The 277-nt window shown below is 53.4% G+C and carries 1 protein-coding gene; it reads left to right on the forward strand.

Going from position 1 to position 277, the window contains the following annotated elements; all coding sequences use genetic code 11:
* Positions 1-277 (forward strand): transposase (locus JIF53_RS02085; protein ID WP_199451746.1); only part of this gene is annotated, 277 nt, incomplete at both ends.

A 277-nucleotide genomic window follows, 5' to 3' on the forward strand; every position in this document is an offset into this window, starting at 1 on the left:
AAAGGCAACCAGTGGTACTTTGGCATGAAGATGCATATCGGCGTGGACGATACGCTCGGCTTGATCCACAGCATCGATACCACCGCTGCCAATGTCCACGACATCGTGTCCGCCGGCAACCTTCTTCACGGTGACGAGCTGCGCGTGTTCGGTGATGCCGGTTATCTTGGCATTCAAAAGCGGGATGAGCATAAAGATCGCCAAAATGTATCCTGGTTCATTGCCAAGCGCCCCGGTTCTCGTAAAAAACTGGACGACCGAAAGCTAAAGGCCGAGA

Origin of the sequence: Marinobacter sp. bablab_jr008 (genome assembly GCF_016464145.1) — a bacterium.
Taxonomy (GTDB): domain Bacteria; phylum Pseudomonadota; class Gammaproteobacteria; order Pseudomonadales; family Oleiphilaceae; genus Marinobacter; species Marinobacter nauticus.